24 protein-coding genes are annotated in these 21113 nt (G+C 69.9%); 18 read left to right on the forward strand and 6 right to left on the reverse strand.

Translation table 11 applies throughout. The features are described 5' to 3' along the window. The first annotated feature begins 597 nt into the window (after nucleotides 1-597). The 10 genes from JXZ78_RS27235 to JXZ78_RS27280 all read left to right on the forward strand — a co-directional run bounded on the left by JXZ78_RS27235 (nucleotide 598) and on the right by JXZ78_RS27280 (nucleotide 9566). Complete coding sequence (locus tag JXZ78_RS27235) at nucleotides 598-1203, forward strand: hypothetical protein (protein ID WP_030020213.1); 606 nt, start codon at nucleotides 598-600, stop codon at nucleotides 1201-1203. 197 nt (nucleotides 1204-1400) lie between these two features. Beyond that, nucleotides 1401-2291 carry an RNA polymerase sigma factor SigJ gene (gene sigJ / locus JXZ78_RS27240; protein WP_030020214.1) on the forward strand — a complete coding sequence of 297 codons (891 nt, stop codon included), beginning with the start codon at nucleotides 1401-1403 and terminating at the stop codon, nucleotides 2289-2291. Between the two features lie 198 nt (nucleotides 2292-2489). Continuing rightward, nucleotides 2490-2957, forward strand: coding sequence for a cupin domain-containing protein (locus tag JXZ78_RS27245; RefSeq protein WP_030020215.1), 468 nt, complete (start codon nucleotides 2490-2492; stop codon nucleotides 2955-2957). A gap of 129 nt (nucleotides 2958-3086) precedes the next feature. Continuing rightward, nucleotides 3087-3545: a carboxymuconolactone decarboxylase family protein gene (locus JXZ78_RS27250; RefSeq protein ID WP_030020216.1), complete on the forward strand. Its 459-nt coding sequence runs from the start codon at nucleotides 3087-3089 to the stop codon at nucleotides 3543-3545. A 641-nt stretch (nucleotides 3546-4186) separates the two neighbouring features. After that, nucleotides 4187-5218, forward strand: coding sequence for a hypothetical protein (locus JXZ78_RS27255; protein WP_050502488.1), 1032 nt, complete (start codon nucleotides 4187-4189; stop codon nucleotides 5216-5218). Continuing rightward, nucleotides 5205-5882: a hypothetical protein gene (locus JXZ78_RS27260; protein WP_030020218.1), complete on the forward strand. Its 678-nt coding sequence runs from the start codon at nucleotides 5205-5207 to the stop codon at nucleotides 5880-5882. Before JXZ78_RS27255 ends, JXZ78_RS27260 begins: the two co-directional genes overlap by 14 nt. Before the next feature lie 34 nt (nucleotides 5883-5916). Then, nucleotides 5917-6516: a hypothetical protein gene (locus JXZ78_RS27265; RefSeq protein WP_030020219.1), complete on the forward strand. Its 600-nt coding sequence runs from the start codon at nucleotides 5917-5919 to the stop codon at nucleotides 6514-6516. 475 nt (nucleotides 6517-6991) lie between these two features. Then, nucleotides 6992-7510: a hypothetical protein gene (locus JXZ78_RS27270; RefSeq protein ID WP_030020220.1), complete on the forward strand. Its 519-nt coding sequence runs from the start codon at nucleotides 6992-6994 to the stop codon at nucleotides 7508-7510. A gap of 161 nt (nucleotides 7511-7671) precedes the next feature. Beyond that, nucleotides 7672-8832: a sensor histidine kinase gene (locus JXZ78_RS27275; RefSeq protein ID WP_157851584.1), complete on the forward strand. Its 1161-nt coding sequence runs from the start codon at nucleotides 7672-7674 to the stop codon at nucleotides 8830-8832. Next, nucleotides 8829-9566, forward strand: coding sequence for a response regulator transcription factor (locus JXZ78_RS27280; RefSeq protein ID WP_030020222.1), 738 nt, complete (start codon nucleotides 8829-8831; stop codon nucleotides 9564-9566). Before JXZ78_RS27275 ends, JXZ78_RS27280 begins: the two co-directional genes overlap by 4 nt. Nucleotides 9567-9726: 160 nt before the next feature. On the opposite strand, the gene map is transcribed toward JXZ78_RS27280, so the two are convergent. Next, nucleotides 9727-10509, reverse strand: a complete 783-nt coding sequence (gene map / locus JXZ78_RS27285; protein ID WP_030020223.1) for a type I methionyl aminopeptidase — start codon at nucleotides 10507-10509, stop codon at nucleotides 9727-9729. 64 nt (nucleotides 10510-10573) lie between these two features. On the opposite strand from map, the gene JXZ78_RS27290 reads away from it, so the two are divergent. Continuing rightward, nucleotides 10574-10963: a helix-turn-helix domain-containing protein gene (locus JXZ78_RS27290; RefSeq protein WP_238783407.1), complete on the forward strand. Its 390-nt coding sequence runs from the start codon at nucleotides 10574-10576 to the stop codon at nucleotides 10961-10963. Between the two features lie 117 nt (nucleotides 10964-11080). Here JXZ78_RS27290 and JXZ78_RS27295 read toward each other — a convergent pair whose 3' ends face one another. Beyond that, a complete protein-coding gene (locus JXZ78_RS27295) occupies nucleotides 11081-11248 on the reverse strand; it encodes a hypothetical protein (protein WP_238783408.1) in 168 nt (55 codons plus the stop codon). A gap of 153 nt (nucleotides 11249-11401) precedes the next feature. Next, a complete protein-coding gene (locus JXZ78_RS27300) occupies nucleotides 11402-12274 on the reverse strand; it encodes a helix-turn-helix transcriptional regulator (protein ID WP_033037774.1) in 873 nt (290 codons plus the stop codon). 87 nt (nucleotides 12275-12361) lie between these two features. Between JXZ78_RS27300 and JXZ78_RS27305 the strand changes: the two genes are divergently transcribed. Then, the gene (locus JXZ78_RS27305; RefSeq protein ID WP_030020226.1) at nucleotides 12362-13159 is read left to right on the forward strand and encodes an SDR family oxidoreductase; all 798 of its coding nucleotides are present in this window, start codon (nucleotides 12362-12364) and stop codon (nucleotides 13157-13159) included. Nucleotides 13160-13210: 51 nt separating this feature from the next. Beyond that, nucleotides 13211-13420, forward strand: a complete 210-nt coding sequence (locus JXZ78_RS27310; protein WP_030020227.1) for a 4-oxalocrotonate tautomerase family protein — start codon at nucleotides 13211-13213, stop codon at nucleotides 13418-13420. 132 nt (nucleotides 13421-13552) lie between these two features. On the opposite strand, the gene JXZ78_RS27315 is transcribed toward JXZ78_RS27310, so the two are convergent. Then, on the reverse strand, nucleotides 13553-14344 hold the full coding sequence (locus tag JXZ78_RS27315) for a DUF4232 domain-containing protein (RefSeq protein WP_238783409.1): 792 nt from the start codon (nucleotides 14342-14344) through the stop codon (nucleotides 13553-13555). A gap of 570 nt (nucleotides 14345-14914) precedes the next feature. On the opposite strand from JXZ78_RS27315, the gene JXZ78_RS27320 reads away from it, so the two are divergent. The 4 genes from JXZ78_RS27320 (at nucleotide 14915) to JXZ78_RS27335 (ending at nucleotide 18399) form a co-directional block, all read left to right on the forward strand. Next, nucleotides 14915-15184 carry a hypothetical protein gene (locus tag JXZ78_RS27320; RefSeq protein ID WP_157851802.1) on the forward strand — a complete coding sequence of 90 codons (270 nt, stop codon included), beginning with the start codon at nucleotides 14915-14917 and terminating at the stop codon, nucleotides 15182-15184. Beyond that, entirely contained in the window at nucleotides 15181-15753 is a 573-nt protein-coding gene (locus JXZ78_RS27325) for a hypothetical protein (protein ID WP_157851801.1), read from the forward strand. The genes JXZ78_RS27320 and JXZ78_RS27325 overlap by 4 nt, the downstream gene beginning before the upstream one ends. A 470-nt stretch (nucleotides 15754-16223) precedes the next feature. Continuing rightward, nucleotides 16224-17420 carry an acyltransferase family protein gene (locus tag JXZ78_RS27330; protein WP_050502013.1) on the forward strand — a complete coding sequence of 399 codons (1197 nt, stop codon included), beginning with the start codon at nucleotides 16224-16226 and terminating at the stop codon, nucleotides 17418-17420. 22 nt (nucleotides 17421-17442) lie between these two features. Continuing rightward, a complete protein-coding gene (locus JXZ78_RS27335; RefSeq protein WP_030017605.1) occupies nucleotides 17443-18399 on the forward strand; it encodes a pirin family protein in 957 nt (318 codons plus the stop codon). A gap of 90 nt (nucleotides 18400-18489) precedes the next feature. On the opposite strand, the gene JXZ78_RS27340 is transcribed toward JXZ78_RS27335, so the two are convergent. Beyond that, complete coding sequence (locus tag JXZ78_RS27340; protein ID WP_030017604.1) at nucleotides 18490-18897, reverse strand: hypothetical protein; 408 nt, start codon at nucleotides 18895-18897, stop codon at nucleotides 18490-18492. A 91-nt stretch (nucleotides 18898-18988) separates the two neighbouring features. Next, a complete protein-coding gene (gene tatA / locus JXZ78_RS27345) occupies nucleotides 18989-19231 on the reverse strand; it encodes a Sec-independent protein translocase subunit TatA (protein WP_030017603.1) in 243 nt (80 codons plus the stop codon). Between the two features lie 135 nt (nucleotides 19232-19366). On the opposite strand from tatA, the gene JXZ78_RS27350 reads away from it, so the two are divergent. Beyond that, nucleotides 19367-21040 (forward strand): LCP family protein, encoded by a 1674-nt coding sequence (locus tag JXZ78_RS27350; protein ID WP_030017602.1) that lies wholly within the window; start codon nucleotides 19367-19369, stop codon nucleotides 21038-21040. Nucleotides 21041-21113: the final 73 nt, after the last annotated feature.

The raw sequence follows: 21113 nt of genomic DNA on the forward strand, positions 1-21113 counted from the left end.
CAGCAACCCGCCCACCTGCGACTCGGCACCCCGGCCGAGAACCGTGCGGAGTGGCTCAGCCGACGGCGCGACCCGGGCAGCCCGCTAGCTGATCTCCGAGGGCCAGCCGGTCGCGCTCGGGCGATCGGGGCCGCGATACGTGCTGGTCTAACGAACAGGGAAGATGGCGCCCGCATAGCGGCTCGAATTCAGACCGCCATAGTCGCCGGGCGTCCGCTGAGTTTGTGGTGACGGTACTCAGCCCCCCGCCGCACTGAGTTCTCTAACCCCCGGCGCCTCTGTGGTAGCCATCCTCGGGGCATATGTGGCCGCCTCGGCCGATGTGGTTGCGCTGGCCGGTCCCGGTGCTCTCGTTGGCTCTCTCGGAAACCGGAACCTTGGCTCCAGCCAACATCAGGGCCAGGAACACATCATGGGGTCGAACTCCCCGCGCAGGAAGGGCCAAGAGATCATTTGTGGCCGAACCGTCGCTGGTGCTTCCGGCGACCGGCACGGGGTCAGCGGGCCAGGGATAGCCCCGAGGCTTGATCCACGAGGGGTAACGTAGAGCCTTTCTGGGGGCCCTTGACCCCGGTGCCGCCTCGTGGGGGAGCAAGATTGCGTTTCGCTGGAAAGGCCGTTGCGGCGTCTCTCGCCGCCGCCGCACTCTCCGTTTCTCTGACGGCGTGCGACAGCTCCGACGAGAAGGCAAAAGAGGCCGTCGAGCCCGCCGAGTCTTCGTCATATTCCCCGAAGGCGGGGGCCAAGGCGCAGGACAAGAAGCCGCCCAAGCCGAAACAGGTGGCCGATCCCGAGAAGCTCATCGAGTCCATGAAGGCGTTCGACAAGGAAACCTGCTCGATGGACCAGGGGACTGCGTGTGACGAGGACCCCGGCGAAGTCGCTGACTTGGGCCAGTCCGCCGTCTACGACCCCCGGAAGTACACCAAGTCGTTCACCTTCGAGGGCGGCGTGCTGAAGGTGGGCACCTCTCTACCTTCCGGTGCCACTAAGGCGAACATGGAGCTGGCCGACATAGCGGGTTTCCACTATGGCTCCGCCTACGAGTGGTCGGCGACCATGCCCGAGGAGCACCGGAAGAACATCAAGGCCGTCGAGGCCGTGGAGATCGTCCTCGACAACGGTCTCACGGGTGATCGATGTGAGGCCGGCGACGAGGGCGCCGTCCCTCGGTGTCGGAAGATCCCTAGCGCATTCGAGTAGGGCAAGCTGGATTCGTCAGCCAGGTCTCTCCTGGGCTCAGGGCGCGGGCTCCGGCTGCGGGTCCGGTCGCTCGGGAGCGGCGGCGTTGGCCACGGCGCGGAACGCGTCAGTGGCTATCGTGGTGAGGAGCCGGGCGGCCAGCAGCAACGGTGCGGATGGCTACGCTGAATCCGCACGCTGGAGGAGGTCGCGGTCTTATGGGTGATGGGCATGGGCCCGGACGGTCCGAGCAGGAGGACCTGCTGGGGGCCGGATGGGAGAGTCACCGGCCGGCGGTCTTCGGTGCGGCCTACCGGCTGCTGGGGAGTGTGGCCGATGCCGAGGACGTGACCCAGGACGTGTGGCTGCGCGCAGCCGCGGCGGATCTGCGCGACGTCGCTGATCTGCGTGCGTGGCTGGTGACGGTCGCCGCGCGGCGGTCGTACGACATCCTCAAGAGTGCCCGTTTCCGTCGCGAGAGCTACGTCGGGCCGTGGCTGCCTGAGCCACTGCTGACGGGGCCGGACGCCTCGCAGCCGGTCCTCGTCGACGAGTCCGTCAGCTCAGCCATGCTGCTGATCATGGAAGAGCTGAGCCCGCCGGAGCGGGTGGCGTTCGTCCTGCACGATGTCTTCGACGTCGCGTTCGGCGAGATCGCCGACGTGCTGAACGTCTCCGCGCCGTCCGCCCGCCAGCTCGCCTCGCGGGCGCGACGGCGGGTGGCCAAGGCGAAGCAGTCCATGCCGCAGGCGTCCAAGGCGGAGCGGGAACGCGTCCTGGCGGTTTTCCGTGCTGCGTACGAGGCGGGGGACCTGGCCGGCCTGGTCAGGCTGCTGCACCCGGACGCCGTCTTCGTCGCCGACGGCGGCGGCAAGGTGTCCGCGGCCCGCAAGCTCATCCACGGCGGTGAGCGCGTCGCCGAGACCATAGTGCGGGTGGGACGCCGGTGGCATCTGGACCGCGTCGACTTCGCCGAGGTCGGCGGCGAGCTGGCGCTGGTCTTCTACCGCGAGGGCCGGGTCCACTCGGTGGACACGGTCCAGATCACGGACGGTCTGATCACCGCGTACCGCCGGGTCGTCAATCCCGACAAACTCCTGCGCGTCTGAGCTGTCACACCTGCGGGGGCTGCCTCGTCTCCCTGGCGAGAACGGAAAATCGGGCGACGAAGGACGCGGAGGTGAGATCGGTCGTGCCGAACAGCGTCTATCCGCCTGCTGCGGCTTTCTGACAACGAGCTGCTGCGAGCCCGCGTGTGAACGGGCTGCGCGCCTGTGTCGCTCCCCCGAGCAAGGATCTGTCCCATCATGATCAGAATGCGGATCGCCGGTGGCCTCCTGGCAGTTGCCACGCTGACTGCGGTCACGGCCTGCGGCAACTCAGCCCCGGCCGCCCACGCCCACGCCTCGACGTCGGCTTCGGCCGTCGCGTCGGAGCACCCCACTGATTCCCTCAAGCCCCTGCTCCAGCAGGACCTTCCGAACGTGAAGGGCAAGACCTTCACGTCGGCGATCGTCGACTTCCCGCCCAATGCCCGCGCGGCCCCGCACCGGCACGGCCATGCGTTCACCTACGCGTACGTCCTCGAAGGCAGCGTACGCAGCAAGCTCGAAGGCAAGCCCGCGACCACCTACCACCGGGGCGATCACTGGGTCGAGCCCCCGGGCACCCACCACGTCCTAGCCGAGAACACCAGCGCGACCAAGCCGGCCAAGCTGCTCATCGTTGTCATTGCCAACCCCGGCGAGGCACTCAAGACCGACGACCCGAAGTAGCCGGGCGCCACGCAAGCGAGCGGCCGCTCTATGCCCGGCCCGACTCCGTCCTGGGCTCTGCCGAACACACGTCGGCCTCTTCGCCGTGCCTGAAGGACGGACGAGGCCACACGAACCAAAGAAGGAACAATGAACGACACCCGTCGCGTCAACATCGCCAAGCAGCACCCGGCCTCCTACAAAGCCCTCACCGCCCTGAACGAGGAGGTGCAGCAGACCATGGCAGCGGTCGGCCTCGACCCGCTCCTGGTGGAGCTGCTGAAGATCCGTGCCTCCCAGATCAATGGCTGCGCGTTCTGCCTGCGCATGCACGTCCGCGATGCCCTCCAGATGGGCGAGAGCCCCGACCGGATCGCCGTACTGCCCGGCTGGGAGGAGACCGACTACTTCTCCGAGACCGACCGCGCCGCCCTCCGTCTGACCGAGGCCGTCACACGGGTGGCGGACGGGCACGTCAGCGACGAGGACTACAACGCCGCAGCGGCCGTACTCACCGAGGACCAGGTCTCGGCCCTCATCTGGCTGGCCATCGTGATGAACGCCTTCAACCGCCTCGCGATCGCCAGCCGATACACCGTCGCAGGCTGACCTCGACGCCGGCACCGGCGGCGAGAACGGCTCATGGGCCCCCTGAGGTAGGCCTGACATTTGACACCAGAACCTAGCCGAGAACCGACCCGCATCCATCACTCACTGTGACCACTTGGCGTGAACCCCAGGCTCCCAACTGCCGCCAAAAACCCGGCGCAGCACCACGAGCGAACTGCCGATGGCAGCATGGTCTCGGCGAAAGGGCGCGACCCCGTAGTTCGCGAAGCCTCCAGACGCGGGCTGTGGCCGGTGTGCTGCACGTGCAGCACAGTCCCCGTTCGAGCGGGATCGAGGAGGACTCAGCCGGATCGAATTAGCGGGTTCTGTCCGACTTTTTTAGAAAACCCCAGGTGAGAAGCGTCATCTTGACGGGTTCAAATCCCACCGCTACCGCTTGTAGCACCCCTCTGATCTGCGGAGACGCGGTCAGGGGGGTGTTTTGCGTGGGGCGCGTGCAGCGCGGTGGTGTTGCACGTGCCGCAGGCGTGACCTGCTGACGTCCGGCAGAAGCTTTCATAACGGGCAGCGGATTCGAGAAGCAATGGAAGCGGCAAGGGCCACACGAGAATGCGTAGGCCAGTTCGGGAGGGTCGGCGCACCTGCGTCGGCAGCGGATCACGGATGGCTGGAGCCGTGCCTTGCACGGCTACCAAGGCGATGCGAAGAAGCTGGATGCTGAAGCCAAAGCCGCGCACGACAAGCTCGACATGGCCAAGGAGCGGGAGAACAACGCCAGTAACAACCCGGACCTGAAGCTGGCCCACCAGACATTCGATGACGCGGCTTCCCTGCAGAACGCGCAGGCCCGGCTGGACAGGGCCACGTCGGCACTCAACGACGCGCGGGGCTCCGTCAAAGATGCGCAGGATCTCCTCTCGTCCATCAAGCGGCGAGCCCACGATGTGGAGAGCGAACACTCGTCCACAGCGCGGGGCAAGGCCAGCGCGATCCGCGACGCGACAGACAAACTGGCGCCCGAGGAGCCCGGCTGGTTCGCCAAGGCCATGGACTGGCTGGACGACAACCTCACGGATGTGCTGGGCACGGTCGCTGCGATCGCGGGCCTTCTTGCCTTGATCTTGAGTGGTCCCATAGGCGTGGCGTTTCTCCTGGTTGCCGCCACAGCGAGCGCAGCCACTCTGGCTTCCCGTCTGTCGGACCCCGCCGTCAGGGCTTCGCTCATGGACGGTTTCACCAAAGGTGAGTTCGACGCTGACTTCTGGAGCAACGCGGTAGGGGTGGCCGGGGACACGCTGGGCATGGTGCCTGGAGTCGGCGCCGTGGCCCGTGGCATCAACGGAGCAGTCCGCTCGGCCGGCGCTGCAACCGAGGCTCTGACCCTCACCGACCGCTTGGCGAGCGCAGGTAGCAAGACGTGGTTGGCCGCGAACCGGATCGCTGGGGCCGAAAACCCTCTGACCACTTGGATGGTCAGGGGTGCCGCAGACCCAGCGCGGGCCTCGCGGATGATCGATCTCGGTGTCGCCGGTGCCGGGGCCGCGACCGGCACTTACGGAACGGCCAAGGACCTGATCGACGCTTTGGACGACGACACGGCCAACAACGTGGGCACCGGAATGGACGGCGCCCGCGCCGGCAGTTTCGACGGTGCCGGTCACGGCGCTACGGCCCTGAAAACTCTGAAGGTGCTTCTCGATGTCGGCCACTGAGGGAAGCACGCATGAGTTCGCCATCGATGGATCGGCGATGACTGGCGAATGCGACATCTGGTTCGCCTTGCCGCCCGGGTTCATCGAGGTACCGCTGGTCCCCGATGCCGACGCAACGGCGGACGATTTGGAGTTGCTCTCCGCCCTCGTACCGGAGGAACAGTACGGAGCGTTCCGCGAGCGCGTGCAGAAAGCTCGCGCCATGGGGGTTCTACTGGCGCGTAGCGGCGCCGTCCATCTCTCGATAGGGGTGCACCACGACGAGTCGGGCGGTGTTGTGCACTCTGTGTTTCTGATCAAGTGGGAGGAACTGCCGTGGACCCCACCGAAGCTCGCGGCGGCGAAGGCTGCGCTGGCCTCAGGAGGGGCCCGTAACGCCGACCTTGTGGATCTGCCCTGTGGTCCGGCAGCCGTGGTGGAGAGTCTGGACCATCGCGAGGGCCAAGAGGTCTTTCAGATGACCGCTTACCTACCGCATCCCGAAGGCCGTCGCGTCGCCGTGCTGGCGCTGAGCACAACGGCCGAGTCCGGCCACGAGCACTACCGCGACGTGTTCCACGACATCATCGGCATGGTGAGCTTCGACAATCCTCTTCCGCCGCGTCTGCGCGAGCAGGTGCCGGAGGCCCGGGAAGTTGCCGCTGCGCGAGACGCATTCGGCTGACGAGGAACTTGTGAGGGCAGAGATGACGTCTCCGGTGCACTGCAAGACAGCCTGGGAAGACCCGGCCACCCGCCGGGCTTGGCGCCGTACCGCGGTGCTCCGGTGTGCTGCTCTGCCGGCCTGGCTGCTGGGTTTCCTCGCGTGGCTTTTCGCCGTCGTCATGACGCCGGTCTGGCTGCTGGTGCTGTGGCTGCCGGTGCTCTGCGTCGGCATCTGGTACGCCCTGCTCGCGGTGGTCGCGGCGGCCTCCCTGGCCCGGACGCGCCGGGTGCTGCGCGTCTACCCGTGGCAGGCGGGCATCGCCGAGGCCAAGCCGAAGAAGAACGGCAGTACACAGTTTGCCGTGCCGGACCCGGAACGGCCGGAGAAAACCGTGAGCCTCGGCTATGGCGGCCTGATCGGAACGAGGAGGCACTTCTGGGTCCGCGCGGTGAAGGACGGCCAGGTTGCCGGAACCTGGTTCGCGGGCGACCCCAGATACCTGGGCGTCGTCGCCGTCCCTGGGCCACGGCACCTCCTGTGGGTCGCCCAACGGGAGGCGACGGACTCCCGTATGTCGCCCCGCAAGAAGGGCGTCAGCCCTGGGGCACGAGCGCTTGCACGTGCCGCCGGTGCGCGGGTCGGGATGGACTGATCTACCGTACGCATCCGCTGGAACAGCGCGCTAAGAGGCCGCTGAGGTAGCGGCGACTCGGCACCGGGGCCTGGGCTTTGCCCCTGCACCACAGAAGCAAAGCCCAGGGGCCAGGCAGGATCTGGGAGCAGCACATCGGCACCCTCTGTGCAGCTCTTGGGAAAAGTCGCACGCGAGAAGCGTCGTCCCGTCGGCTTCACATCCCCCGCTACCGCTTGCACACCCCTCTGATCTGCGGAAACGCGGTCAGGGGGTGTTCTGCGCAGGGCACGTGTACCGCCGCTACCGCTGCCAACCGCCGGAGCAGCCGCAAACCGGCGCCGCAGTGCAAGACGCCCGCCTTGTCCAGTGCCCGCACATGGCTCGGGGCGCAGCCGGCCGCTCCCCCGTCCACCCGGGGTGGAGACGTCTGTCAACCCGCCGCTCAACCCGCGGGCTGACGTTCTGTGGCCGCGTCCGGAGCAGTCTTACGGCCATGACCATCACCGATTACTTCGTCAACGGGATCCTCATCCTGCTCGTCCTGCGCCAGGTACGCGAGGGCCGGCTGAGCCTGTTCAACCTGGTGCTTCCCGTCGTCCTGGTCGTCGGTGTCGCCGTGTACTACCTGCGGTCGGTGCCGACGTCCGGCAACGACCTCGTTCTCGAGATGGCGTTGGCCGGCTCGGGAGCCGTGCTCGGAGTGCTCTGCGGGGTCGCCACGCGCCTGCGGCGCAAGTCCGACGGCGTCTACGTCAAGGCGGGGCTCGCCGCCGCGGCCCTGTGGGTCTTCGGTATGGCCTTGCGCGTGTGCTTCGCCTTCGCCGCCGATCACGGGGCCGGAGACGCCATCGCCGACTTCAGCCGCGGCAACGACATTTCCGGGGCCCAGGCATGGGTGGCGGCCTTCGTCCTGATGGCACTGGGCCAGGCGGTCGCCCGGCTGGCAGTGATCCGCTACCGGGCCTACCGGCTGTCCTCTTCGCTGCCTGCCGCGCGCCCGGCGGCGGTGTGATCAACGCCCGTGGGCGGCTGGGCCCGGTCTCCTCCTCACCAGTTCCTTCTATGCTGCACGGTATGAGCTCAACGCCGCCCGGCGGTCGTGAGGGAGACAGTCCCAGAGTGGCGGCGGCCCGGTCGCGTGCGGCCGTACGTGCCACGCGTCAGGCTGCGCGGATGCACCTGATGCTGTGGGGCGTCCTGGTCCTCACCATCGCCTCGGTCCTCCAGAGCCGGCCGCACCCGGGGGCGTCCGGCGTACCCCTCGTCATCAGCCTGGCGCTGGCCGGATGCGTACTGTCGCTGATCTTCTCGGCCCTGACCCGCGACACCGGGAGATCGGAGGCGGCCACTGCCGGGCTGCCGCTGATCCTGGGCGTGAGCGGCAACGTGCTGGCGGCGTTCCAGCCGGCCTCCCTGACCGTGGTCCCCGTCTCCACGGCCGTGGCGATGCTCTTCGCGCGCTTGCGGCCGCGCCTCGCCCTCCTGCTTGCCACACCTCTGACCGTGGCGGTCGCGGCCATCACCGCCTACGCCGGCCCGCCCGGCAACGCGTTCCAGGCAGCGGTGGCCGGCGCGCTGCTGTGCGTGGTGCTCGGTGCCGTCTGCTTCTTCGTCCGCCAGGCCCGTCTCCGGCACGACCACACCGAACTGCTGCTGGCCGAACTCGACGACTCACGCGAGGCGCAGGCGCGTGCCGCCGCCGTCGCTGAACGCAGCCGGATCGCCCGCGACCTGCACGACATCCTGGCGCAGTCCCTGTCCGCGCTCGCCGTGCAGCTGGCGGGCGCCCGCAAGCTCGCCGAGCGTGACCACGTCGACCCGGCGCTGCACCAGCTGATCGTACGCAGCGGTGAACTGACCCGGGAGGGCCTATCCGACGCGCGCAGGGCCGTCGCCGCCTTGCGCGGGGACGACGTGCCCATGGCCGACCAGCTCACTTCCCTGGTCGACCGATGCCGCCGCGACCTCGCACTGCCCATCACGATGTCGGTGACCGGACAGCCCCGGGCACTCGCGCCGGAGGCACACCTCGCGTTCTACAGAGGAGCCCAGGAGGCGCTCACCAACGCCGCCCGATACGCCGGTTCACCGACCACCGTGGCGCTGCGCTACACCCCGCATGCCACCGTACTGACCGTCTCGGATCAGGGCCGGGCTGCCGACGAGGACGACGCAGGCGGCGTGGCCACGGACTCCGGCCCGTCCCCAGCCAAGTGGACGGGCGGCGGGAACGGGCTGCGGGGCATGCGCGAACGTATCGAACGGGTCGGCGGCAGCACCCACGCCGGCCCCGCCGGACAGGGGTGGACTGTGGAGATGGAAGTACCGGTATGAGCGAAGACGAGACCCCCATCAGCGTGCTGGTCGCCGATGACCAACGGGTGACCCGCGAGGGCCTGATGCTGCTGATCGGCCTGAACGCGGGCATGGAGGTCGTGGGCGGCGCGGCCGACGGTGCGGAGGCGGTGGCGCTGGCCCATGAGCACCAGCCGGATGTCGTACTGATGGACCTGTCCATGCCCGGCACGGACGGCATCACCGCAACCCGGACGCTCCGCGAGCAGGCCCCGGGGATCGCCGTGCTGGTGCTGACGACCTACGCGGACGACGCGTCGGTCTTCCCCGCACTGCAGGCGGGGGCGAAGGGGTACCTCACCAAGGACGTGGGCGCGGACGAGATCGAACGGGCGATCAAAGCCGTCCATGGCGGACAGGTGTGGATGGACCCGGTCGTGCAGGAGCGGCTGGTCGCAGCGGTCACCTCCGGCATGGCACCCCGGCCCGCGGCGGTCGCGGACGGCACCGCGCCGCTCCCCCCGGCCGCCACGCCCGAACCGGGCCGGCCGACGTGGCACACCCTCGCCCCGCTGCCCGAGCGTTTGACCGCACGTGAAGCGGAAGTCCTGGCGCTGATCGCACAAGGACTGACCAACGCCGAGATCAGCGCACACCTCTTCCTCAGCCGCGCCACAGTCAAGACGCACATCAACCGCATCTTCGCGAAGACCGGCGTACGCGATCGCGCGCAGGCCGTCCGCTACGCCTATCGCGCCGGGCTGGCCGGCTGATCCTCGTCCTCGGCGCGCTGTTGCGCCTGGGACGCTTGTGTTGCCCGGACGCCCCGGAACGCGGTCCGGCAGGATCATGTGAGACCAAGCGGCACCGCATCGGCGCCTATGGCGTGGTGCCCGGGCAGTGACGCGCGTCCCGGGCAGGCTCCCCGCCCCCTTACAGCCGTGCCGACGCAGGCAAGGTGAGGATTTCGGCGCCGTCGTCGGTGATGGCGATGGTGTGCTCGCTGTGCGCGGTCCGGCAGCCCGTCGCGCTGCGCAGGGTCCAGCCGTCGGAGTCGGTGACGAGGGTGGCCGTGTCGGTCATGACCCACGGTTCCAGGGCGAGCAGGAGTCCGGGGCGCAGCTTGTAGCCGCGGCCGGGGCGTCCGGTGTTCGCGATGTGGGGGTCCTGGTGCATGGTCGAGCCGATGCCGTGGCCGCCGAACTCGGTGTTGATCGGGTAGCCCGCCTCGCCGAGGACCGTGCCGATGGCGTGGGAGAGGTCGCCGATGCGCGCCCCGGGCCTGGCGGCGGCGATGCCGGCGGCGAGAGCGCGTTCGGTCGTCTCGATCAGCGCGACGCTCTCCGCCGGCCTGGCCTTGCCCACCAGGAAGCTGATCGCGGCGTCCGCGGCCACCCCGCCCTTGGACACGGCGAGGTCGAGAGTCAGCAGGTCGCCGTCGGCGAGCGGGTAGTGGTGCGGCCGCCCGTGGAGCACCGCGTCGTTGACGGCCGTGCATATGTAGTGGCCGAACGGGCCGCGCCCGAAGGAAGGCGCGTAGTCGACGTAGCAGGACTGCGCCCCTGCCTCGGTGATCATCTCCTTGGCCCACTGGTCGATGTCCAGCAGGTTCGTCCCGACCGTGCTGCGCTGCTTCAGCGTGTGCAGGATGTCTCCGACCAGGGCGCCGGCGCCTCTCGCCCGCTCAAGACGGGCGGAGTTCAGGATCTCGATCATGGGGGCCTCTCAGGTGTTTCCAATAACTATCCCGGTATAACTGTACCGGTATTAAAATGGGGCCATGGTCAGGTTGCCGCTCACCCCCGCCGAGGTAGCCCGCGGAGAGCGCCTCGGCGCCCTGCTCCGCCGAGCCCGGGGCTGCCGCTCGATGCTGGACGTGGCGCTCGCGGCGCACATCTCGCCGGAAACCCTGCGGAAGATCGAATCCGGCCGGGTGGCCACCCCCGCCTTCCCCACCATCGCGGCGATCGCCGACACCCTCGGCCTGTCTCTCGACGCCGTCTGGGCCGAGATGTGCCGGGCGGAAGGGGCCGGGGGAAGGTCCGTGGAAGGGGCTGTGGGAAGGTCCGTGGAAGGGGCTGTGGGAGGGTCCGCAGGAGGGGCTGTGGGAGGGAGCGGCGAGGGACAGGTGGTTCGGCCTGTCACGCGGCATCCCTCGCTGGCTTCGTAACGCCGTACGCGGGGAATCGGCAGTGCACCGACCGTGACGAGTGACGAGGAACGTGCGGGTAGATACGGGGGGGGCGGATGCGGGGCGGGGAGAGATGACGTCGTCGGCACGATGACGTCACTGGGGCGATGACGTCACCGGCACGATGACGTCACCGGGGCGTTGCAAGACGGCCTGGGAGGACTCGGCCACCCGCCGGGCATGGCGCCGTACCGCGATGTTCCGGTGTGCCGCACTCCCCTCCTGACTGCTGGTTCCTTCGGCGTGGCTTTTCGCCGTCGTCATGGCGCCGTCCCGGCTGCTCGTGCTGTCAGCCCTGACGCACGAGCCCTGGAGCACGAACCCTGGCGCACGAGCCCTGGAGCACGAACCCTGGCGCGCGCCGCCGGAGCGCGGGTCGGGGCGGCCTGCTCACGGCGTACGCATCCGTTCGATCCGTCAGCGGACCGGCCCGGATGGCGGGGCGCTGATTTCCTGAGTGCCGAGGACGGTGAGCAGGTCGAGGAGGCCCGCGCTGTCGGTGCCGGCCGCGGGGGTGAACCACAGGAGGCGCTGCCGGCCGTCCTCGCTGAACAGGTTGAGGCAGTTGACCTCGATCAGCCCGAGCGCGGGGTGGTTGATGCGCTTGCGGTCGTCGCGCCGGAACGCCACGTCGTGGTCGGCCCACAGGGCGGCGAATTCGGGGGAGGCGGCCAGCAGTGAGCTGATCATCGAGCGGGCTTCGGTGTCCCTGGCGTCGCGCCGGGCGGCGGCTGCCCGCAGGTCGGCGACGAAGGCGCGGGACTGGCCCGGGTGGTCGGCTTCGGGATACAGCCGCCGGGCGTCCGGTTCGGTGAACCACCGGTGGACGAAGCTGGCCCGGGCGCCCCGCAGGCCGGAGTGGTCCCCGAGCAGCGCCACCGCCGGCGGGTTCTGTACGAGGGTGACGTGCAGGTCGGTGATGATCTGAGCGGGTGTCGTCGTCAGGCGGGTGAGCAGGTCGAGCATGCCGGGGTGGACGTGTGAGGCCGGTCCCCCCTGTGCGGGCACCGGGCGGTCGGCCAGGCGGTAGAGGTAGTCACGCTCGTCGGCGGTCAGGCGCAGGGCCCTGGCCAGCGCGGCGATCATCTGCTCGGAGGGCTGGGAACCGGCGCCGCGTTCGAGTTCGTTGTAGTAGTCCACCGACGCGCCGGCGAGCTGGGCGACCTCGTCGCGGCGCAGCCCGGGCACCCGGCGGCGGGGCCCGTGGGGAAGTCCCACGTCGGCCGGGCGGATGCGGGCACGGCGCGAGCGCAGGAAAGCCCCCAGTTCGGTGTGTTGCGCAGACCTCATGCCTGGCATTGTGCGCGTGGCCGGGCCACCGGCACAGGGGATGACATCCCCTGGTTCCGCCACCCGGCGCCGCGCATCGTGGCGGACATGACTACGCATCACCCCCCTTCCGGCCCCCTGACCGGCCCCGACCCCACCCCCGCTGCTACCGCGGCGGCCGGGCGGGTCGCCGTCGTCACCGGCGGATCACGCGGCATCGGCCGGGCGGTCTGCCTCCGGCTCGCCCAGGACGGTCTGGCCGTCGTGGTGAACTACGCCCGCGACGCGGCAGCCGCCGAGGAGACGGTGGCGGCGGTCGACGCAGCCGGCGGGCGGGCGCTCTGTGTACGGGCGGACGTGGCGGACGAGGACGCGGTCGCCGTCCTGTTCGACCGGGCCGAGCGGGAGTTCGGCGGCGTGGACGTCGTGGTGAACTGCGCCGGGCGGCTCGCTCTGTCGCCGATCGCCGACCTGGATCTGGCGGTGCTCGACGCCGTACACCGCACCAACATCCGGGGCGCCTTCGTCGTCGCTCAGCAGGCCGCCCGTCGCCTGCGGGCGGGTGGCGCGTTCGTGGGGTTCTCGACCTCCGTGGTCGGTACCCGGTTCCCCGCTTACGGTGCGTACGCGGCGAGCAAAGCGGCGGTCGAGTCGCTCACGCTGATCCTCGCCCGCGAGCTGCGCGGGCGGGACATCACCGTCAACACCGTCGCCCCCGGACCGACGGCCACGGACCTGTTCCTCGAAGGCAAGACGCCCGAGCAGATCACCCGACTCGCCCTGGCCCCGCCCCTGGAACGCCTGGGCACCCCCGAGGACATCGCCCAGGTGGTCGCCTTCCTCACCAGCCCGGCGGGGCACTGGGTGAACGGCCAAGTTCTGCGGGCCAACGGGGGGATGGTGTGACCCGCGACGAGCCCCGCACTGCGTAAGAACCCACAACAAGGAGAAACACTCATGCCTTTCGCCCACTTCAAGGTACCCGCGGGCACCGTCACCGGCGAGGACAAGAAGAAGATCGTCGAACGCACCACCGACCTGTACGCGGAGATCTACGGCGAGCGGGCCCGTGCCACCACCGTCGTACTGATCGACGAGGTTGCCGACGGCGGCTGGGGCGTCGCCGGCAACGTCCTGACCGCCGCCATGCTCAACGGTGGCGACTGACCTCGAAGCGCATCGGGCGGAGCACGCCGGGCGGTTCACGCCGGACGCCGCCGGACGGGGCAGGACCCCACACGTACCGCGCCCTACCCGGGCCTCCGGGCAGGGCGCGGTACGGCGGTCGGGTCGGGGTGGTCAGCCGATGGGGTTGACGAAGGTGGCGGGGTGGGTGGCGCCGCGCTGGTCGACGAGGGGGCCCCAGGGCCACTTGAGGGTCAGGGAGGTGGTCTCGTTGGGCGGGGTGACGGTTACGGTCCGGGGCAGCCAGGAGTCTTCGGCGTTCTCCTTGGCCATGCCGAGGTTGAGGGTGAAGTCGGTGCTTTCGCCGGGGGCGAGGGTGAGGGAGGAGTGCTGGGCGGAGGAGCGGGTCAGGGACCAGCCGGGGCCGCCGGCGTCGGGCTTGAGGTCGATGCCGGCGAAGCCGCCGATCTTGCAGGAGCGGTTGCTCTTGTTGGTGAGCACGATGCTGGTGGTGGTGGGTCCGTCGGCGTCCGGGTCGGGGACCGCGTCCTCGCCGGTGGCGAAGACGGCGGTGAGGCCGGAGGTGTGGCAGCGTTCGGTGCCCGCGGCGGCTTTGCCGCCGCCGGTGGCGTGCGAGCCGCCCGCCTGCTTGCCCGCGCCGCCCGTCTTGCCGCCGGTGCCACTGCCGGCCTTCGCCTCGGAACCGGACTGACCCCCGGAGCCCTGGGAGCCGGATCCCTGGGAGCCGGAGCCCTGCGTGCCGCCGGAGGAGTCCGTGCCGCCGGAGGCCGTACTGCCGACGTTCGCGGCCGCCTCCGCGTCCAGGTGGGCTGCGGCCTTGGTGCCGGCGGAGGTGTCCGAGCCGGAGCAGGCGGTCAGCGTCAGGCCGGCGACGGCGGTCAGTGTCGCGGCGGCGATGCGCAGGGTACGGCGACGGGCGGTACGGGCACTGGTCTCGGCGGTCATCTCGGGTCCCCCCAGGGCGGTCGGTGTCGGTCTCTCCTCAGTACGTCCACCACTCTGTCCGGCGGCCTTGGCGCCGTACTGCCGCACCGCTAACACCCGGCTAACGCCTACGCGGACGGGCTCAGTCCGCTGGAATGACGCCGCCCCGGCGAGCCGCACGGCACCGCGCCGATGACCTTTCCATCAGGCCTGTCCCTGACGCTCCCGCACTCCGTCCCGATATACGGGCGGTCGGCTCGTGGCGCGCGCTGCACTTCATACCTGACGAAGTCCTGACGGAGACCTGACGGAGACCTGACGAAGTAGGGGCTATATGCCTTGCTGCGGCGCAACCGTGATCCACCCAACACATAACGCGCTACCGCTTATGCCTACTTTGGGTGACTCTATGGGCATCCTGGGCGTCAGCTCGCCTCCTAGGGTGGTGCGAGCTTTCCGGAGGGCGACGGAACACCCTTTTGCGGCAACGAGACGCCGCACGTGCCGGCCAATCGGATCAACACGGAAAGCTACGCCAAGTCCCTGTCGGACCCCAGCGTCAAGAAGTTGTTCGACTCGTGGTCTTCGTGCATGAAGAAGAAGGGTTACCGCTACACGTCACCCCCGGACGCCGCCGATGCCGTGTCGGAGGAGGCCGCCGGCCGTAAGGAGACTGCCACCGCAGTCGCCGATGTCGACTGCAAGAAGGACGTCGGTCTCCTGGACGCCCGGCACGACGTGGAGTCCGGGATACAGGAAAAAGAATTGATTTCAGAGCGCGAGGAAGCGCTCGTCGCGGAGAAGAAACACCTGACCGCGTCTTTGCACGCGGCCGCCAAGGCCTTGGAGAATTCCCGTTGAAACGCTACGTCTGGACCATGGCCGCCTTGGCGGTCTGTCTCGTCGCCTGTGACACCTCGTCGTCCGCCGACCGGTCGGCGGCCTCCCCGGCGCCCCACGCCTCCTCGTCGGACTCGCCCTCCCCGGCCTCCGCTTCGGCGCAGGCGAAGGGGGAGGGAGAAGCAGGGGCCGGGGCGGAGTCGGGAGCACAAGCAGAGGTGGAGCGCGTCCAGCAGACCCTCACCCCTGCCCTCGACGAGCTGTCCGCCTCCCATGGAGAGGGTGGCAAGTCGCCGTGCAGCGCGGCGAAAGCGGAACTCTTCACGCCCTCGTGTGCCGCCATGGCCAAGGATGTCTCCACGCTCGCCGGGACGGTGCTGAACGAGGTCGAGGGAAAGCACGGGTTCGCGACGCTGCGGAAGGTGGCGACGTCCGCACGTGAGGCCGCGGCCCAGTACGCCGAACTGGACTGCGCGAACCGCCCCGCACGTCTCGCTACGCAAGAGAGCTGCCGCCGGCACGCTGCCGTGATCGCCCAGGCATCGCCGGACCTGCGCGACGGAGTGAACCTTGGTCTCACGGGACGCTGACCGCACGCGGCGCGGCAGACGCACCGGAGCAAACGCCTCGCACGGCATGGCCCGGCGTCGTCGCGTGCTGCTGTGTCTGCCGGCCGGGACGGTGGGCCCGGCAGCGGGCAGCCTGGGCACCGCCGCACTCGTCAAGTCCCCGGCGCAGGCGGCCGCCCAAGCGGATACCGCCCACCCCCGCCCCGCGACCACCCCCGCCCCGCGAACCTCCCAACTTGCCAAAGCCGCCGCGGATCCCCCCTTGACCGTTTCGCGATGAACCCCGCCCGCCCCGTGCGCATCATCATCGGCAGACGCAACCCGGTCGTGCCGGATTTTCCGGATTTGGCACCGGAGCTTTCGCGCCGGCCGAACGCCGACCGGTGCACACAGGAGACGCAGACGTCCTGGGCACCGGCCCCCGCGGCCGGCGCCCGTCTCCATCTGTAGGCGTGAAGCGCCCGTGACCAGGGCGTTCAAGGGGGTGCACGATGGCCGGGCCGCGCTCGGGAAACAGGCTTGCCGCGCTGGACGGGCTACGGCTGCTGGCGGCGTTGATGGTGGTTTTCTACCACTATGTCGCGCTTGCCAAGCCGTGGGGACACGACACCGGAACGATCTTCCCGGTCACTCGTGTCGCGGCCCAGTACGGGTGGCTCGGTGTCGAGATCTTCTTCCTCATCAGTGGCTTCGTCATCTGCATGAGCGTGTGGGGCCGCACGCTGGGGGAGTTCGCCGTCTCCCGCGTCTCCCGGCTGTTCCCCGCCTACTGGGCGGGCATCCTGCTCACGACGCTGGTCATCAAGATGTGGCCGGAGGTGGATTCCTTCCCGGGCCTGGACCGGGTGATCAACAACCTGTCGATGCTCCAGTCCGGGAACAACTCCCCCGACGTCGACCCGGTGTACTGGACGCTCTTCGTGGAGCTCAAGTTCTACCTGATCATGGTCGCGGTGGTGTGGTTCGGCGTCACCTACCGCAACTGTCTGATCCTGTGCGGCGTGTGGACGGCCGCCGCCGCGCTCGCCCCGGCTCTGAACACGCCGCTGCTGTCCGCTTTCGCGATGCCGCAGTACGCGCCGTTCTTCATCGCGGGCATCGTCTTCCACCTGATGCGGCGCCACGGGCAGAACGCGGTCCTGTGGGCGCTGGTCGCCGTACAACTGGTGCTCGCCCAGCGGTACATCGACTACCGCATGGCCACGAGCCTCGGCAAAGCCGTCGCGGCCGCCCTGCCCAGCTGGCCGGCCCGTCTCGTCATCGTCGCGGGCTTCGCGCTGGTCGGCGCGATCGCTCTCGGCGCGTTCGACCGCATCCGGTGGAGGTGGCTCACCACCGCGGGCACGCTGACCTACCCGCTCTACCTCATCCACCTCAACATCGGCATGACCCTCATCCACCACTTCCGGAACAGGGTCCCCGCGCCGGCCCTGGTGCTCTCGGTGACGGCCCTCATGCTGGTCACCGCCTGGCTCATCCACCGCGTCGTCGAACGCCCCCTCGGGAAGTGGCTGCGGACCGTCATGCGGAAGGGCGTGGACGACGCCCGCCGGCACATGGCGCCGCGGCGCAAGCCCGCCCGGCAACCCGAGGCGCCGGTACGGGTGCCGGTACCCGCCGCCGCCTCCAGGACGGCAGGCAGCGCCACGAGCGATGAAGTTGAACGTACAATTACTTTGTCACGGTGACCCGCCCGGGAAGGCTACGCACATGAGCGACGAAGACGCCGGACCCGCCGAATCGCCCGGCATCGAGGTTCTCACCCCCCGCGACGTCCCGCTGGGCGGCCCGCGGGCGATGACCGTGCGCCGCACGCTGCCGCAGCGCTCCCGTACCCTCATCGGCGCCTGGTGCTTCGCCGACCACTACGGCCCCGACGACGTCGCCGGAACGGGCGGCATGCGCGTCGCCCCGCACCCGCACACCGGCCTCCAGACGGTGAGCTGGCTGTTCAGCGGCGAGATCGAGCACCGCGACAGCCTGGGCACCCACGCGTACGTACGGCCCGGCGAGCTGAACCTCATGACGGGCGGCCACGGCATCAGCCACTCGGAGGTCTCGACGGAGCGGACCACCGTACTGCACGGGGTGCAGCTGTGGGTCGCGCTCCCCGGCGAACACCGCCACGCGGAGGCGGACTTCCAGCACCACGCACCCGGTTCCGTACGGGTCGGCGGGGCCGAGGTCAGCGTCTTCCTCGGCACCCTCGCCGGGGTGACCTCCCCGGTACGTACGTTCTCCCCGCTGCTCGGCGCCGAGATCGTCCTCGACCCGGGGGCGACGGCCGCCCTCGCCGTCGACCCGGCCTTCGAACACGGCCTGCTCGTCGACCACGGCACCGTCCGCCTGTCCGGCACCCCGCTGCACCCGGCCGAACTCGGCTACGCCGCACCCGGCCGCGACCGCCTCACGCTGACGAACGAGTCGGACACGCCCGCGCGGACGGTCCTCCTCGGCGGCACGCCCTTCGAGGAGGAGATCGTCATGTGGTGGAACTTCGTGGGCCGTTCCCAGCAGGACGTCGAAGAGGCCCGGCGGGACTGGATGACCGGTCCCGGCTCCGGCCCCGGCTCCCGGTTCGGCGAGGTGCACGGCTACGACGGCGAGCGGCTGCCCGCGCCCGAACTCCCCACGGTGGGGCTGAAACCGCGCGGCCGGGTGCGCTGAGCGGCGGAAGGCCCCGGCAGCACGACGCCCCCGCCGCAAGCACGGGCTTGCGGCGGGGGCGTCCCGGATCGCGCGGTGTCGCGCGGGACCTCAGCTGTTGCGGCGGCGGAACGCCTTGCGCACGAAGTGCACGATCAGCCAGATCACCACGATGATGACGACCAGGAAAATGATCAGCAGCACGATGAGGAAGATGCCGAGCTTCTTGAAGAAGCCCTTTTTCTTCTTCTTGTCCTTCTTGTCGCCGTCCTTGTCCTTGGAGCCGAAGGCCGCCGTCGTCACGTGATGGACGGCAGCCGGAGCGGCCTCCGCCTGCGCGGCCGGCGCGCCGCCGGTCTGCTGGTGGACGCCGTGGGCGACCGCCGGGGCGGCGGGCGACGCCGCTGCCGCCGGGCCCGCGGCTCCCATCAGGCCGAGCAGCAGGGCCACGACAACCGCCGTGAACCGCCCGCCCTTCGCGCGTACGGCGTGTTCGGAAGGCTTGCGCTCGGTGCTCATCCGGTCCGGTATCCCCTCGTGTTGGTGCAGGGCGCGGCACGCTGATCGTGACGCGCGTCCACCATTATGGAACCGCCGGCCGGCCGGACGTTCAGTGAGCGGCCGGGCCGCGGTCGTGCGCGGCCGCCGGCTCCCCCGCCCGTACGACTCCCGGGCCCGGCCCTGCCTTGTCGTCGCCGGCCTCGTCCTTCATCGCCTTGGTCTCGCTCTTGAGGATGCGCAGCGACTTGCCGAGGGCCCGCGCCGTGTCCGGCAGCTTCTTCGAGCCGAACAGCAGGATCACCACGATCGCCACGATCAGTAGGTGCCAGGGCTCCAGTCCGTTCCGCAGCATCGCCGTCCCGCCTCTCTTCCAGCCCGCGCTCGTCCGGTTGTCCGCTTTATAACTTGCTACATTGCGCAACTGTACAACCAACGGGCCGGATCTTCCGTCTTCCCCGGTACGAAGCCACGCGGGTGAGGTGCACACATGACAGCAAGCAGCCACAAGGCGGTGGCCGGAAGGTCCGGACGGGCCAGGAAGGCGGGCCGGGACGGAGCGGGCCAGGCCGGGGCAGGCCGCGGTACGGCGGACCGCGCGGCAGGCCGGGCCGTACGCGGCCGCCGCCGGCCCCTGCGCACGGTCGGCATCGTCGCCGTCTCGCTGCTCGTACTGATCACCGCGGGCGCCGGCTGGTTCTACTTCAAGCTCAACGGCAACATCACCACCTTCGGCGCGGAAGGGGTCAGCCCGCAGCGCCCCGCCGAGGGCGCCGGCGGACAGAACGTCCTGGTCATCGGCTCCGACTCGCGGTCCGGCGACAACAGCTCGCTGGGCGGCGGCGAGGGCGACGTGGGCCGCTCGGACACCGCGTTCCTGCTGCACGTGTACGGCGACAGCAAGCACGCGGTCGCCGTCTCCATACCCCGGGACACCCTGGTGGAGATACCGCCGTGCCGGCTCCCGAGCGGCAAGTGGACGGCGGCGCAGCACAACGCCATGTTCAACGCGGCGTTCTCGGTCGGCGAGAGCCCGCGGGGCAACCCGGCCTGCACCCAGAACACGGTGGAGAAGCTGTCCGGCGTACGCGTCGACCACACCGTCGTCGTCGACTTCGAGGGTTTCTCGAAGATGACGTCCGCGGTGGGCGGCGTACCCGTCTGCCTGCCGAAGGACATCTACCAGGGCGACCTCAACCCGAACCGGCACTCCCGCGGCGAACGGATCTTCGCCAAGGGGCCGCAGAACGTCTCCGGCCGGCAGGCGCTCGACTACGTCCGTATCCGGCACGGCATCGGCGACAACTCGGACATCGGCCGCATCCAGCGCCAGCAGGCGTTCGTCGGCTCCCTCATCAAGAAGGTCAAGGACCAGGGCTTCAACCCCACCACCCTGCTGCCGTTGGCCAACGCCGCCACCCAGTCCATGACCGTCGACCCGGGCCTGGACTCGGCCGACAAGCTGCTCTCCTTCGCGATGTCCCTGAAGGACATCGACCTGCACAACACCAAGTTCGTCACGCTGCCCTGGCGCTACCAGGGCGCCCGGGTCGCGATCGTGCACCCGGCCGCGGACACCCTCTGGGCGGACATCAAGGCGGACCGCACGCTGGACGGCAAGGACGCGGGCGGGCCGGGGCCGGCCGGAGGCGGGGCGGCTTCTCCGAGCCCGTCGCCGTCGGGGACGGGTACGGACGCGGGTACGGGCACCGGCACCGGCACCGGCACCGGCACCGGCACCAATGCGGGTACGGGCTCCGGCACCGGTGCGGGCATCAGCGTCGCCGTCTACAACGGCACCACCGCCACCGGCCTCGCCGCCCGCGCCGCCGACCAGCTCAAGTCCGCGGGCTTCACCGTCACCGGCACGTCGACCGCGCGGACCCAGGACCACGCGGCCACCGTCGTCGAGTACGGCGCGGGCAAGGAGGCCGAGGCCAGGACCGTCGCCGCGCACTTCCGCGGCGCCCAGCTCGTGCCGACGGCCACCGCGGGCGTCAGCGTCGTCCTCGGCGCCACGTACGCGTCCGCCCCGGCCCTGGAGTCCCCCGCCTCCTCCGGCCCGGACCCCTCGCCCGGGTCGTCGGCGTCCGGCTCGTCGGAGATCGCCGGCAAGGCACGCTCGGCCGACGACAACATCTGCTCGGATCTGTCCTACGGCTGAGGGGCCGCGCCAGGGCCGGGGGCACGGCCGAGGCCAGGAACGGGGCCAGGAACGGGGCCGGGGGGCGTGTCTC

The organism is Streptomyces monomycini (genome assembly GCF_022271435.1).
In the GTDB taxonomy this organism is placed as follows: domain Bacteria; phylum Actinomycetota; class Actinomycetes; order Streptomycetales; family Streptomycetaceae; genus Streptomyces; species Streptomyces monomycini.